The sequence below is a fragment of the Neptunomonas antarctica genome (assembly GCF_001305295.1).
Classification (GTDB): Bacteria; Pseudomonadota; Gammaproteobacteria; order Pseudomonadales; family Balneatricaceae; genus Neptunomonas; species Neptunomonas antarctica.
The window spans coordinates 47494-61512 of the sequence record NZ_LJSI01000028.1 but is presented as its reverse complement, the minus strand read 5'-3'; the positions used below and the strand labels follow the sequence as shown (position 1 = coordinate 61512).

General features: G+C 45.1%; 9 protein-coding genes. 6 read left to right on the top strand and 3 right to left on the bottom strand.

What is annotated here, in order from left to right; translation table 11 throughout:
- Nucleotides 1–772: 772 nt before the first annotated feature.
- Nucleotides 773–1210, bottom strand: a complete 438-nt coding sequence (locus Nant_RS06895; protein ID WP_054340906.1) for a MaoC family dehydratase — start codon at nt 1208–1210, stop codon at nt 773–775.
- A gap of 217 nt (nt 1211–1427) precedes the next feature.
- Here Nant_RS06895 and Nant_RS06890 point away from each other — a divergent pair, with 217 nt between their 5' ends.
- The 4 genes from Nant_RS06890 (at nt 1428) to Nant_RS06875 (ending at nt 7538) form a co-directional block, all read left to right on the top strand.
- Nucleotides 1428–3221, top strand: a complete 1794-nt coding sequence (locus Nant_RS06890; protein ID WP_054340905.1) for an acyl-CoA dehydrogenase — start codon at nt 1428–1430, stop codon at nt 3219–3221.
- A 140-nt stretch (nt 3222–3361) separates the two neighbouring features.
- Nucleotides 3362–4555 (top strand): enoyl-ACP reductase FabV, encoded by a 1194-nt coding sequence (gene fabV / locus Nant_RS06885; RefSeq protein WP_054340904.1) that lies wholly within the window; start codon nt 3362–3364, stop codon nt 4553–4555.
- A gap of 210 nt (nt 4556–4765) precedes the next feature.
- Nucleotides 4766–5215, top strand: a complete 450-nt coding sequence (locus Nant_RS06880; RefSeq protein WP_054340903.1) for an META domain-containing protein — start codon at nt 4766–4768, stop codon at nt 5213–5215.
- 88 nt (nt 5216–5303) lie between these two features.
- Nucleotides 5304–7538: a YgiQ family radical SAM protein gene (locus tag Nant_RS06875; protein WP_054340902.1), complete on the top strand. Its 2235-nt coding sequence runs from the start codon at nt 5304–5306 to the stop codon at nt 7536–7538.
- 295 nt (nt 7539–7833) lie between these two features.
- Here Nant_RS06875 and Nant_RS06870 read toward each other — a convergent pair whose 3' ends face one another.
- Complete coding sequence (locus Nant_RS06870; RefSeq protein WP_054340901.1) at nt 7834–8304, bottom strand: LEA/WHy family protein; 471 nt, start codon at nt 8302–8304, stop codon at nt 7834–7836.
- Between the two features lie 295 nt (nt 8305–8599).
- Between Nant_RS06870 and Nant_RS06865 the strand changes: the two genes are divergently transcribed.
- Nucleotides 8600–9808, top strand: coding sequence for a UbiH/UbiF/VisC/COQ6 family ubiquinone biosynthesis hydroxylase (locus Nant_RS06865; protein ID WP_054340900.1), 1209 nt, complete (start codon nt 8600–8602; stop codon nt 9806–9808).
- A gap of 151 nt (nt 9809–9959) precedes the next feature.
- On the opposite strand, the gene Nant_RS06860 is transcribed toward Nant_RS06865, so the two are convergent.
- Complete coding sequence (locus Nant_RS06860; RefSeq protein WP_054340899.1) at nt 9960–10721, bottom strand: phasin family protein; 762 nt, start codon at nt 10719–10721, stop codon at nt 9960–9962.
- A gap of 374 nt (nt 10722–11095) precedes the next feature.
- On the opposite strand from Nant_RS06860, the gene Nant_RS06855 reads away from it, so the two are divergent.
- A complete protein-coding gene (locus Nant_RS06855; protein WP_054340898.1) occupies nt 11096–14014 on the top strand; it encodes an insulinase family protein in 2919 nt (972 codons plus the stop codon).
- Nucleotides 14015–14019: the final 5 nt, after the last annotated feature.

Sequence of the window (14019 nt, the reverse complement as noted above, 5' to 3'; positions counted from 1 at the left end):
ATAATAGCTGTTCATAAAAACGGCCAAAAGGCCGTTTTTTTATGAGCTTAGGGAAATGGGATGGGATCTCCCTTCCCTGGATGTTTTGCTGTTGAATGAGATTAAGCATATATCTTTCGTAAAAAACTGAGAGTAAACAATCTCAGGTAGTGCTTATTTTGCACGAATACTCTCTCCGGTAATCGAAAAACACTACCTAATCTATTTGCAATGGATTATTTTTCTGTACATTCATCATGATTAAAGTCCATGACAATCGTTGTTTCCCCCTTCAGTGCTGATAATTGTATTTCTTTGTATAAAGGCTATCCCAGGCTTTTAGTTTTCCTGCTCCAGAACGCTTAGGCTTACTTAAGACTTAGTTAGCATTGTCTGTTCCAGATACGAAGATATCAACATCATTTTTGTGCGCTCGAGGTTAATGTCAGCAAAACTCTTTATAATGCTTCCTGATGCGGTACCTGGAATCGTAAGTACTCCGGTTACTATGGCAATGGTTAAAGCTGATGGCTTATTAGTCGACATATATTATTTCCTATGTTGAGTGCTAATAATTTATTGTGAGCCCTTGCAAGCTTTCTCAATGGCCAGAGTATGGAATTACATACGATAGCGGAAGGGGTGCCGCGGTGTATGCAAGTTGAGGTGTTGAAAGATATCGGTTGTTTTCTTTGACAGGGTCTTTTGTTTAAAAATTTGTTTGAAAATCTGCTTGAAAAAACAGGTATCCGAAAATAGTGATATTTCCGGTCCTGTTATCATCTGAACTCGATTATTCTGCAGCCTCGCGGCGATCAACCATAAAGATTCCTGTACCGGTTGCTACCAGCGTCTCACCGACATGGACTTCTGTTTTAGCAGTGACGCGGCGGCGTTTCTGATCAATTTCGGTCACGGTTAACGTGGCTTTGGCCGTGTCGCCAATAAACACCGGCGCACGAAATTTAATCTGTTGGTCAATATAAATGGCGCCAGGCCCGGGTAAGCGCGTACCAGCAACGGTAGAAATCAGTGCGGCGCTGAACATTCCATGCACGATGCGTTTCTTGAAAGGCGTCGTTTTGGCGTAGTCATCATTGATATGAATGGGGTTGTTATCGCCTGAAATGCCGGCAAACATATAAACATCTGACTCAGAAATTGTTTTTGCATAAGAAGCGCTCATGCCCACTTCCAGATCTTCTAAATAGTAACCGTGTAGTTCCTGCATGCTGTAATTCCTATAATAATTGAACGAATCTTTTTAAAATTGAACGAATCTTTGAAATTAATGAAACAAACTTTAGATGATTAATTCAACCCAAAGTATTAGGGTAAATCCTTAGTGAATAATATTTTTATGTTAGAATAAGTGAATTCCCTGATTGATGCGAGTATGAAGCGTCAATCTTTTGGTCTCCCGCTAGGATATAGAGAGAAGATTACATATGGCTGACTATAAAGCGCCTGTTAAAGATATGCAGTTTATTCTGGAAAACATATCACGCATGCCACAACTGGCTGCATTGACAACTTTTGAAGACGCAACGCCGGATATGGTAAGCGCGATTCTTGAAGAGGCAGGCCGGGTGTCTGCAGAGGTTATCGCTCCTACCAATAGTGTTGGCGACCAGCAAGGTGTTCGCCTGGAAAATGGTAAAGTGATGATACCAGACGGATTCGCTGAGGCTTACCAGCAATATGCGGAAGGTGGTTGGGGGTCATTACAATTTGATCCTGAATTTGGCGGCCAAGGGCTTCCTTATTCGTTATCTACACCCGTTATGGAAATGTGGCAGTCAGCTAATATGGCATGGGGACTATGCCCGTTGCTGAGTCAGGGCGCTGTTGAAGCACTGTATTTAAACGGTAGCGATGCACTGAAAAATACCTATCTGGCAAAAATGATCAGTGGTGAGTGGACCGGTACCATGAACCTGACCGAGCCCGGTGCAGGCTCTGATTTATCCGCTATTCGCTCTAAAGCGGAGCCGCAAGGCGATCATTATCTGATTCGCGGTACAAAGATATTTATTACCTGGGGTGATCATGAGATGGCCGGGAATATCGTTCATCTTGTATTAGCTCGCTTGCCTGATGCTCCTGCTGGTGTGCGTGGAATCTCTTTGTTTCTGGTTCCCAAGTATAGGGTTGACGAAAATGGCGAGCTGGGCGAACTCAATGATGTTGCTGTCGCTTCGCTGGAGCATAAATTAGGCATTCATGCCAGTGCTACCTGTGTGATGGCCTTTGGTGAAAATGCAGGAGCTGTCGGTTATCTGGTGGGTGAGGCGGGTAAAGGTCTTGCGTGCATGTTTACCATGATGAATAACGCCCGTCTGGCTGTTGGCTTGCAGGGCGTCGCTATTTCTGAGCGTTCTTACCAGCAGGCACTATGGTTTGCCGGTGATCGTATCCAGAGTAAAGCGGTTGGTTATGAAGCAGAGGGCCCGATTCTGCGCCATGCTGATGTGCGTCGTATGTTAATGACTATGAAGGCCCTGACTGAAGCAGGGCGTGCGCTGGTTTATGATGCATGCGCCAGCTTAGATTTTTCACATGCTTACGAAGATAAAGCGCTGGCCGCAAAAGAGAAAGCACGTGCAGCGTACTTAACCCCTATTGTTAAAGGCTGGTGTACTGAAGTTGCACAGGAAGTCACGTCGTTGGGTGTGCAGGTACATGGTGGTATGGGCTATATCGAAGAAACAGGCGCCGCTCAGCACTTCAGGGATGCGCGTATTTTACCGATTTATGAGGGAACAAACGGCATTCAGGCATTGGATCTGATCGGTCGTAAAACCTTAAGTGATAAAGGTGTTGTTGCGCATATTCTGATAGAAGAAATGAATATCACGCTTGCAGAAGCGAGTTCGGTTAGTCGCTTTGCTGCAGCCGCCGCCGCATTGCAAGCGGCAGTCGACGTAGCACAAAAAGCGACGACTCAGATACTGTCAGAATCAGCTGATAAGCCTTATTTGCCGGGCGCTGTTGCCTATAATTATATGATGATGATGGGCACGCTTTGTGGAGGTTGGGAGCTATTGCGTGCAGCATTAGCCGCTGCTAAAAAGCAGGAGCAAGGGGAGAACGATCCGTACCTTGAAACCAAGCAATTAACCGCGCTGTTTTATGTTGATCAAATTTTGCCTCGCCATTTAAGCTATGCCCAGATGGTTTCTGCTGGAAGTGATTCTATTATGGCTTTCACTGATGAGCACTTGGCTAGTTCGTTTAATTAAGTTCTTTTAATTAAACGCTAAGCACCTACAGTGATGTGTAAACACCCGCCTATGCGGGTGTTTTGCTATTAAATGAGGCGATAAACGGGTAAGGTACGGCGCAGATATTTCCGATTAATTGATAGAGATTATAGCCAGCCATGATCATTACTCCGAAAATTCGTGGTTTTATTTGTACCACAGCGCACCCTGCTGGTTGCGCGCAGAATGTCCGTAACCAAATTGAAACTATTAAACAGAAAGGCGCCATTGAAAACGGGCCAAAACGTGTTTTGATCGTAGGCTCGTCCAGCGGTTATGGATTGTCTTCTCGTGTTGAGACCGCCTTTGGTTCGGGTGCGGCTACGATTGGTGTGTTTTTCGAAAAGCCGGCATCAGAGAAAAAAACAGGTACCGCTGGCTGGTATAATTCAGCTGCGTTTGAACAAATGGCGCATGAGGCCGGATTGTATGCGAAAAGCATCAATGGAGATGCGTTCTCGCATGAGGCTAAACAGAAAGCTATTGAGTTGATTAAAGCCGATCTTGGTCAGATTGATCTGGTGGTTTACTCATTAGCGTCTCCGGTACGTAAAATGCCAGAGACAGGTGAAGTGGTGCGCTCGGTGCTTAAGCCGATAGGCCAGCCATACCGTTCTACTGCTATTGATACCAATAAAGATGTCATCATCAATGCCGAAATTGAGCCCGCAACAGAAGAAGAAGTTGCTAACACCGTCACGGTCATGGGCGGCGAAGATTGGGAGCTTTGGATTCATGCGTTGAAGGATGCGGGTGTCCTGGCTGACGAATGTAAGACTGTTGCTTACAGTTACATCGGTACTGAAATTACCTGGCCCATCTATTGGGATGGTGCATTAGGTAAAGCGAAACAAGACCTTGATCGTGCAGCGGGTGAGTTAAATACACTGTTAAGCGCTACGGGTGGACAGGCGAACGTAGGCGTACTTAAGTCAGTTGTTACACAAGCCAGTTCTGCTATCCCTGTGATGCCTTTGTACTTGTCTATGGTTTTCAAAATCATGAAAGAGAAGGGTATTCATGAAGGGTGTCTGGATCAGGTGGATCGTTTGTTCCGTACGGGTTTGTATGGCGATAGTGGAATAATCGATGAAGCCAATCGTTTTCGCATGGATGATTGGGAACTGCGTGATGATGTTCAGGATCACTGTAAAGATCTCTGGAAAACCATCACAACAGAAAACCTGTTTGAGTTGACCGATTACGCGGCATATAAAATCGAGTTTCTGAAACTCTTCGGCTTTACTGTCGATGGTGTGGATTATGCGGCTGATGTTGATCCGGTTGTTGCTTTTGATGTGATTGATCTTTAATTACTGAACTATTAATATAAAATGGTTTATTGGTCTTGTTTATAAATCTAAGATATAAGTGTTTGATTATCAGAGGCTAATAATTAAATACTTATTATTCATTGCGATGAAACATAACCCTGAGAAATACAGGGTTATTGTTGCGGTTCTGGATGATGTTTTATATTAAGCATCGCCGCTTAAAAGTAGTCTTTTAATGGAGTATGTTAAATGCTAAGGAAAGCAACAGTATTGTTGGGGGTGTTATCAATCTCCTTGATTGTAGTGGGTTGTCAAACGATATCATCAGCTCCCGCTCCCCGGTTAGCGTTACCTGTTAATCCAGTTAGCTCTTTGGATGCTACCTCTTGGCGCGTTAAATTAGTTGCTGGGAGAGGGTTGATGGATCACTTGTCATTAAACATTGATTTTAAAATAAACGGCGAAGTAGTCGGGTTTTCTGGCTGTAATCGATTTATGGGGCGTTATGAAATTGTAGATTCTTATCTTCATATTGAATCGCTCGCATCCAGCCGTAAACTTTGTTCAAAAGTTATTATGAATCAGGAGTTTTTATTGTTAAATGAACTGCGTAAGCCACTATTATTATCACAGACGGATAATAGGGTTATTAAGTTGATTAATAATGAAAGTGAAGTAACAATATTGATGATGCAATAATTTCATACTGTATTCCTTTTTATTACTAGGATGCTAAGGTTGTTTCTGGGAGAATAGCGGGTTTACCCAACAAGATTGCTATTATTCCATGATAAGAACAGCGCCAGACCTTTTCTCATATACTCCTTATTGGGCCGAATGCTTCGGATCCGTCACCTTTTTTCCTACAACCCGTAAAGAGATGGAACATCTCGGGTGGGATAGTTGTGATGTCATTCTGGTAACGGGGGACGCTTATGTCGACCATCCTAGTTTTGGCATGGCCGTTATGGGACGTGTACTTGAAGCGCAAGGCTTCCGCGTGGGGATTATTGCCCAACCGGATTGGCGCTCAACCGAAGCGTTTGCAGAATTAGGCAAGCCGAATCTCTATTTTGGTATTACTGCCGGTAACATGGACTCGATGATCAATCGTTACACGGCTGATCTGCGGGTACGCCATGATGATGCCTATACGCCTGATGGTGCTGAAGGCAAGCGTCCGGACCGTGCGGTCATTGTCTACGCTCAAAGATGCCGTGAGCTGTATAAAGATGTGCCGGTGGTTATTGGTGGTATTGAAGCGAGTTTACGCCGCATAGCTCAGTATGATTACTGGAGTAATAAAGTACGCCGTTCTGTATTGATTGATTCAGGCGCTGATATTTTGCTCTATGGTAATGCAGAGCGTGCGATTGTTGATCTGACTCATCGCTTGGCTAATGGCGAAGCTATTCATGATATTAATGACCTGCGTGGCACGGTGGTGGTACGTGAATTTATCCCGGCAGGTTATACCGAGATTGATTCAACCCGTGTTGATTGGCCGGGGCATATTGAAAAAGTCATTAACCCTTATGAATATATTCCAGAACCGTCCAAGTGTGCATCCGATAAGGAAAAAAGTGACCCGCAAGAGGTTATGCCGCTGCGGATTATTCCTGAGCCATTAAAAGGGAAGCAGAAGCTGGATGGCAACAAGACGTATATTCGTTTGCCGTCATTAGATAAAGTCAGCAAAGATCCGGTGCTGTACGCGCATGCCTCAAGGATCGTTCATCTTGAATCCAACCCGCATAATGCTAAAACATTAGTGCAGCGAGATGGCAATCGGGAAATCTGGGCAAATCCGCCACCTATCCCGCTGGAAACATCCGAAATGGATGCGGTATTTGGCTTGCCATATCAGCGTATTCCACATCCTAAATACGGTGATCATAAAATTCCTGCTTATGACATGATTCGTTTTTCGGTCAATATCATGCGTGGTTGTTTTGGTGGTTGTACTTTTTGTTCGATTACCGAACATGAAGGACGAGTAATACAGAGCCGTTCTCAGGAATCGGTAATTAAAGAGATTGAAGATATCCGCGATAAAGTTCCTGGGTTTACCGGTATGATCTCAGACTTAGGCGGCCCTACGTCAAATATGTACCATCTGAACTGTATTGATCCAGAGATACAGTCTTCTTGCCGTAAGCTCTCTTGCGTGTATCCGGTTATCTGTAAAAACCTGAAAACCGACCACAGTGAAACAACTCAGCTCTATCGTAAGGCCCGCAATATTAAAGGTGTGCATACTGTCGCGATCGCATCGGGTTTACGCTACGACATTGCGGTTGAAGATCCTGAATATGTAAAAGAACTGGTAACGCACCATGTTGGCGGGTATTTGAAAATAGCCCCGGAGCATAGTGAAGAAGGCACGTTATCTAAAATGATGAAGCCGGGTATGGGTACCTATGACCGGTTTAAACAGATGTTTGAGAAGTACTCAAAAGAAGCCGGTAAAAAACAATACCTGATTCCCTATTTCATCGCGGCCCATCCAGGCAGTGAAGATAAAGATATGTTAAACCTGGCTTTATGGCTGAAAGAGCATAAGTTTCGTGTGGATCAGGTGCAAACCTTTTACCCATCACCCATGTCGCTTGCCACGGCGATGTACCATTCGGGTAAAAATCCACTGAAAAAAGTAAGTTACAAAAGCGAAAAGCTTTTTGTTCCCCGTGAGCTGGAAGAGCGTCGTGCGCAAAAGTCTTTACTGCGTTTTCACGATACCGAAAATTGGCCACGCCTGCGTGATGTTCTGGAAAAAATGGGGCGCGGTGATTTGATCGGAAGCGCTGACTGGCAGTTGGTACCGGCGGAAGAGAAGGTGCGAAACCTGCGTCAGGCCGCCGCTATCAAAAATAGTCCCCAGGCTAAGAAAAGTGCAGCGCAGACTAAGCTGGCACTGGCTAACCGTCCGACTGCTGCTGCACGTAAAAAAGCGGCAGGAAAAGCGGCAGGAAAACCGGCGAAAAAATCGCAACAGAAGAGTGTTAAGAAAGGCCAGATGTAACGTTGTAAACGCAGTAAGCAGTGTGTCGATAAATAATAACCTCACCTTCGCAGGGAAAAATCTGCGGCGTGGGTGAAAAGCGCAAACACCGGTTGATTCAGGCTCATATTTCCCCAGGAGCCTGAACCAACCGGCCCTCCTTAAGCAGTAAATCATGCACATCGATATCATCAGGTAAATTGTGTGATGATGAGTAGTGGTCAGAATTATTTCAAACTGACAGAAAAAATATACAGTCAAGCTGGCTTGGTGCTAAGCCTGTGAAGTGCTTTCAATCCCGCCTATCCGAGAGTCATTAGTTTTTCGACATCAGAGAAATTTCACCTACATCTTTAATGTGGATGTTGGGCGCGAGTCCGCTAAGGTCGAGTTTGGCATCCATCTGATACGCAACAGTATTTCTATTTTGTTGCATCACCGAGGTAAGAAGGCGAACACTATTAAGTATGTTTGCCGTTGCGCTCAGCGTAATATCTCCGTCACCGTAGGCCGCAATTGTCGGCATCTTGTTGGAAACCCCCGCCAGAATTTTATGCCCTTCAATAGTGACCGTATAGGAAACACCCCGCAGTGGAAGGGGGATGCTGTTGGGGTTAATAATATGAAGACTGATTTCAAAAGCAGGGGCTATGCCATCGCTCGGTACAATTTTTACTGAATTCACTGTGACCGTAGGGTCTTCAAAATCTGATGGTTTAAGTGATGCGCATCCCTGAAGCAGTAGCATTAATAGCGTTATAAAAAAGGCAGAATTAAGGGGTCGCATAGGTACTCTCCAGTAAAGGGAATAGGGTTTGGCTTTTTAGATATAAGCATTGAGATAGAAGCAGCTATATAAAAACGACTACATAAAGCGCTCAAGAAAAATATGCTATAAGCAAAATAGCAGAGTTATTATATCGCTAGTTTTGGGATATTCACTTAACAAAATAATTTTATATTTTCGATAGATTTAGCCAGAAAAACATCCGAAGCGAGCAGGGCGAGCTGCTTTGCTGTCACTAATATATTACGGGCCATTATCAGTTACAATGACACAAAATTCTGAGATGAGAGTCAAGATGCAAACTTGTTACGATGTTGTCATTGTTGGCGGTGGTATGGTGGGGAGCGCGTTAGCCTGTGCTTTAGGGAACACACCATTAAAAGTCGCCGTTATTGAAACACAGCTTCCCGTCGAGTTCGAATCTGGGCAACCGCACGACCTGCGCGTATCTGCATTGAGCATCGCCTCTGAAAACATCTTAAAATCGATTGGTGGCTGGCAAGGTATTATGCAAAGACGCGCTTGTCCGTATCAGCGCATGAAAGTCTGGGAGGTAAGTCAAGAGCAAGCAGCGACATTGTTTGATTCAGTTGACCTGCAATATGACCACCTGGGTTATATCGTTGAAAACCGCATCATTCAGTTGGCGCTTATTGAACAGATGAAAACGCTGGATAATATCGAGCTTATTACACCCGCCCAAACACATAAAATTGATTACTCCCCAGGCTCAAGTATCGTTGAATTAGAAGATGGACGCCAATTAGTCGCCAAGCTTCTGGTAGCCGCAGATGGGGGGGGCTCACGTGTTCGTCAGGCCGCAGGTATCGGTGTTCAAAAGTGGGATTATGAGCAGCAGGCGTTAGTAGTTTCTGTTGAAACAAACTTCCCGCAACAAGATATCACCTGGCAGCAATTTACGCCTACCGGCCCTCTGGCATTTTTGCCACTGAGTGGTCAGCATGCCTCGTTAGTCTGGTACAACACGCCGCATGAAGTAAAACGTTTAATGGCCTGCACTGATGAGCAGTTCTTGTCAGAATTAACGGCTCGGTTTCCAGATGCGTTGGGCTCGATAAAAACCCTGTTAGGGCGAGGTAGTTTTCCTTTATGCCGTCAACATGCGCAACAGTACATTAAAGAAGGCGTGGTATTAGTGGGCGATGCAGCACATATGATTCACCCATTAGCGGGACAGGGTGTAAATATTGGGTTGCTGGATGCCGCCGCATTAGCACAAGAGTTACTTGAAGCGCTGGTAGAAGGTGCCGATATATCATCGCTTGCTGTATTAAGCGGATATGAAAAACACAGGCGCCGCCACAACTTGGTTATGATGCAGGCAATGGATCTGTTTTATCGGGTATTCAGCAACGATATATTGCCGTTAAAAATATTGAGAAATGTCGGTTTAGGCGTGGCGGGTAAAGCGTTTCCGTTGAAACGTAAGGTGATGGCATTTGCTATGGGGTTGGAAGGTGATCTGCCTACCATCGCTAAGTAAAATATTGCCGGGTAGATGTCTTGCCAAGTAGAAGCGGGTCTATATAGTCAGTTGTCAGTAAGTCAGACACAAAAAAGCCGCTCAATGGCGGCTTTTGAAACACGATTTTCAGTATTAAGGAGGTTATGCGCCCCCTTAATCAAAGCGTCAATTAAGAAACTTTACGTGCTGGAGTAGTTTTTGCAGCTGCAGCAGCTGGCTTAGCAGCAACTTCTGCTTTAACAGCAACTTCAGGCTTAGCAGCAGCTGGTTTAGCAGCAACTTCAGTTTTAACAGCAGCTTCAGGCTTAGCGGCAGCTTCAGTTTTAGCAGCAACAGGCTTAACAGCTTCTGGAGTGAAAGCTTTAGTCGCTTCTGTCATTTTTTCCTGAGCGGTCTGCATGAATTTAGTGATTTCTGCCATGGCAGGAACTTCAGTCATTTTTTCCTGAGCAGACTGCATGAATTTAGTCATTTCAGCTAAGGCAGGAACTTCAGACATTTTTTCCTGAGCTGTTTGCATGAATTTAGTCATGTCAGCCATGGCAGGAACTTCAGTCATTTTTTCCTGAGCTTCTTTCATGAATTTAGTGATTTCAGCCATTGCAGGGGCGTCAGACATTTCAGAAACGCCTTGTTCTACAAGATCTGTCAACTGTTCTTTAGCTGATGTCAGTGTAGAAATTTCTTGTTCAGCAACGTTGGTCAGCTTAGCTTCAAGATCTTTAAAGTATTTAATCTGAAGTTCCATAGCCAGTTTAGGCTCTTTAACTGCGCTTAATGCTTTCATCTGAGCCAGACCAGAGTTGAACAGGTCAGTCATATATTCAGTGTGCAGAGAAATCAATTTTTCAGCAGTTGATTTGTTGATCTCAGCCATGTCAGTAACAGGCTTCATTTTGTTCTGCATATCTTTCATCATATCTTCGTACATTTTTAAATCCTCGGTAAGCAGCATTGAGTCTTTTTGTTGCGATGCAACATATGGGTTTAATATAGTGGTTAAGTTTTGATCTGTCAATCATTATTGTGCAGTGCGGTATAAAGTTATTATGCCTTGTTGAATGCCGTCAATTATTTGTATTTACACAGGTTAATCAATTAGATTGAGTAACCATTAATTAAAAATGAGTCTAAATTGAGCGCCTGAAATTTTCGTGATTAGTTAAAAAATGAACGTATCGCAACTGCGTTGTAATTAAATCTGATACGCAAAACACATTTTTGCCGTTACAATTCATTTATGCATGGCACAATAGTGTGTCGAGTGACTGTGACAGATAGATTAAATAAGGAAAATGAACTTTTATGCCTGTAGAAAATAGCCATCCCAGCTTTGAATTTATACGTTCGGAAAATATCGAATCACTGAATGTGAATGTAGAAGAATATAAACACAAAGTGACGGGCGCGATGCACTACCACATCGCTGCAGATCAAGATGAGAACGTATTTCTGGTCGCTTTTCGAACAGTGCCGATGGATTCTAAAGGGGTCGCACACATACTAGAGCATACAGCGCTATGTGGCAGCGAACATTACCCTGTCCGTGATCCCTTTTTCATGATGACGCGGCGCTCTCTGAACACTTTTATGAATGCCCTCACCAGCTCCGACTGGACGGCGTATCCGTTTGCCAGCCAGAACAGAAAGGATTATTTCAACCTGCTGGATATCTATCTGGATGCGACTTTCTTCTCACGTCTTGATCCTCTCGACTTCGCTCAGGAAGGGCATCGTGTCGAGTTTGAAGAAGCCGACAATGCGCAGTCTGACTTAGTTTATAAAGGTGTGGTGTTAAACGAGATGAAAGGGGCGATGAGTTCGCCGATCTCAACGCTGTGGCAAACAACGACTAAGTATCTGTTTCCGTCAGTAACTTACCATTACAACAGTGGTGGTGATCCTGAGAGCATTACCGATTTAACCTATGATGAGTTGTTAGCGTTTTACCGCTCGCACTATCACCCGAGTAATGCCGTTTTCATGACGTTCGGTAATATTCCGGCAGCAGAATTACAAAGCCGTATTGAAGAGCAAGCGCTCAGCAGCTTCGAGCATCTGGATATCAATATTACGGTAACCGATGAAAAACGTATCTTCGCTCCTGTAAGAGTAGAAGAAGCCTATGCCCTGGATGAAGAAGATGTCTCAGGTAAAACTCACCATGTGATGGCGTGGCTGCTAGGGCACTCAATTGACTTAATGGCGCAGTTAAAGGCACATCTGTTGTCACTTGTCTTATTAGATAACAGTGCTTCACCGCTGCGTTATGCCCTTGAATCTTGCGATTTGGGGAGTGCCCCTTCTCCTTTATGTGGTCTGGAAGACTCTAATCGTCAGATGTCATTTATGTGTGGTCTGGAAGGCAGCGAGCCTGACAAAGCAGCTGCTTTTGAAAAACTGGTGATGGAAACCCTGCAGCGTGTTGCAGAAGAGGGTGTCCCACAATCCATGATCGAAGCACAACTGCATCAGTTAGAGCTGGGCCAGCGCGAGATCAGTGGTGGTAGCTATCCGTATGGGCTGAGCTTGATTATGTCATCCATATCAAGCGCCATTCATCGTGGCGATCCCATTGCGCTTCTGAATCTTGATCCGGTTTTAGATGAGCTGCGTGAATTGATTAAAGATCCGGATTTTATTCCGTCGATGGTACGTGAGTTGTTGATCAACAATGATCACTTGGTACGCTTGTCATTGCGCCCTGATAACAAAATGACAGAACGCAAAGAGCAGGACGAAAAAGACAAGCTGGCCGCACGTAAAGCAGGTTTGTCTGAAGAACAAACGCAATTTATTATCGATCAGGCAGCAGCGTTAGAAGCACGTCAAATGCAGGAAGATGATGAATCCATTCTGCCGAAAGTCACATTGGATGATGTGCCTGTCGACATGCACGTGCCGAGCAGCGAAAAGCAAATGCTGGACGGGCAACCTCTTGACTGGTATGGCCAGGGAACGAATGGGCTGGTGTATCAGGAAGTTGTGATTGATATGCCTGAGCTGACCGAGGAAGAGCTGCAGATAATGCCGTTATTCAGTTACTGTATGACAGAACTTGGCTGTGGCGAACGTTCTTATCAGGAAAACCAGCAGTATCATGTTCAGGTATCTGGTGGTGTTAACGCATTTACCACCATGCGTGGTGCGATAGATGATGAGCAGAACGTCAGCGGTTATTTTGTTATTTCGGGTAAAGCATTACTGCGTAATCAGGATGTACTCAGCGAACTGTTGAATGAAACCCTGCATGAAGCGCGCTTTGATGAAACCAAGCGCCTGCGTGAGATCGTTTCGCAGCAGCGTAGCCGCAAAGAACAAAGCATTACAGGGCAAGGTCACAGCCTGGCGATTATGGCTGCTGCAGCGCGTTTAAGCCCTTCAGCCAGGGTTGACCAGCAGTCGCGTGGATTAGAAAGCATCCGCTTTGTGAAGCAGCTGGACAAGCAGTTGGATGATCCAGCTGCATTACAAGCGCTTTCAGATAAGCTTTCGGCGATTCATCAGAAGCTTAAAAATGCACCACGAAAATTCCTGCTAGTCGCAGAGCCTGAGCAGCGAGACGCGTTGGTGGCTTCTATGGCTGCTCATTGGCATGCGCCCTCACAGCAGGCAGCGGTTTCTTCCCTGAAACTTCTACCGACCCGCGAGACCGTTAAACAGCTTTGGACAACGAGTACACAGGTTAGCTTCTGCGCTAAAGCTTACCCTACCGTACCGGTTGATCATGCAGATGCGGCACCACTGACTATTCTGGGTGACTTCCTGCGTAATGGTTACTTACATCGCGCCATCCGTGAAAAAGGCGGTGCTTATGGTTCAGGTGCAGGACAAGACAGTGGCGACGCAGTATTCCGCTTCTTCTCGTACCGTGACCCACGCCTCACAGAAACGCTGGACGATTTTGATAAATCGATTGCATGGCTGCTTGAAAATGAACACGAAGCCAGCAAGCTGGAAGAAGCCATTTTAGGGGTAGTCAGCTCAATCGATAAACCTAGTTCGCCGGCAGGTGAAGCCAAAGGCGCTTACCACAGTGCACTGTTTGGCCGTACGGCAGAACAGCGTCGTGCCTTTCGTCAGCGGATTCTGAGCGTCAGCATTGATGATCTGAAACGCGTAGCCAGCTGTTATCTCAAACCGGAAATGGCGAGTATTGCTGCCGTGACCAGCGTTGAAAAAGCAAAAGCACTGGCTGATCAGTTTGAAGTGATTGCCCTATAACTAGC

What these genes read in the sequence shown, in the direction of transcription:
- Nant_RS06880 (WP_054340903.1), top strand. Translation starts at nt 4,766, where the DNA reads ATGCTAAGGAAAGCAACAGTATTGTTGGGGGTGTTATCAATCTCCTTG.
- fabV (WP_054340904.1), top strand. Translation starts at nt 3,362, where the DNA reads ATGATCATTACTCCGAAAATTCGTGGTTTTATTTGTACCACAGCGCAC.
- Nant_RS06875 (WP_054340902.1), top strand. Translation starts at nt 5,304, where the DNA reads ATGATAAGAACAGCGCCAGACCTTTTCTCATATACTCCTTATTGGGCC.
- Nant_RS06860 (WP_054340899.1), bottom strand. Translation starts at nt 10,721, where the DNA reads ATGTACGAAGATATGATGAAAGATATGCAGAACAAAATGAAGCCTGTT.
- Nant_RS06895 (WP_054340906.1), bottom strand. Translation starts at nt 1,210, where the DNA reads ATGCAGGAACTACACGGTTACTATTTAGAAGATCTGGAAGTGGGCATG.
- Nant_RS06855 (WP_054340898.1), top strand. Translation starts at nt 11,096, where the DNA reads ATGCCTGTAGAAAATAGCCATCCCAGCTTTGAATTTATACGTTCGGAA.
- Nant_RS06890 (WP_054340905.1), top strand. Translation starts at nt 1,428, where the DNA reads ATGGCTGACTATAAAGCGCCTGTTAAAGATATGCAGTTTATTCTGGAA.
- Nant_RS06865 (WP_054340900.1), top strand. Translation starts at nt 8,600, where the DNA reads ATGCAAACTTGTTACGATGTTGTCATTGTTGGCGGTGGTATGGTGGGG.
- Nant_RS06870 (WP_054340901.1), bottom strand. Translation starts at nt 8,304, where the DNA reads ATGCGACCCCTTAATTCTGCCTTTTTTATAACGCTATTAATGCTACTG.